Origin of the sequence: Psychroflexus sp. MES1-P1E (genome assembly GCF_002836055.1) — a bacterium.
Lineage (GTDB): Bacteria > Bacteroidota > Bacteroidia > Flavobacteriales > Flavobacteriaceae > Psychroflexus.
Genome location: NZ_PJBS01000070.1, coordinates 1 through 248, shown reverse-complemented (window position 1 = coordinate 248; position 248 = coordinate 1). Strand labels below are relative to the sequence as shown.

Annotated in this window: 1 protein-coding gene; it reads left to right on the top strand. The window is 37.9% G+C overall.

Features of this window, described 5'->3' with window-relative positions; translation table 11 throughout:
• Positions 1-248 (top strand): tyrosine-type recombinase/integrase (locus tag CXF67_RS00360; RefSeq protein WP_180957849.1); only part of this gene is annotated, 248 nt, incomplete at both ends.

Below are 248 nucleotides of genomic sequence, written 5' to 3'. Positions count from 1 at the left end.
GACATCGAAATGAACTGCTCAGTTTAAAAATTGAAGATATAGACAGTAAACGTATGCTTGTGCGTGTAAAGCAAGCTAAAGGGAATAAGGATCGGATTACCTTATTATCGCAAAATGCGTTACAAGATTTGCGAAGCTATTATAAAACTTGGAAACCTAAGGAATATTTGTTTGAGGGACAGAAGGGAGGGAAATATAGCGGTCAATCTGTAGTTAAAGTGGTGAAGACGGCAGCTCATAAAGCAAAG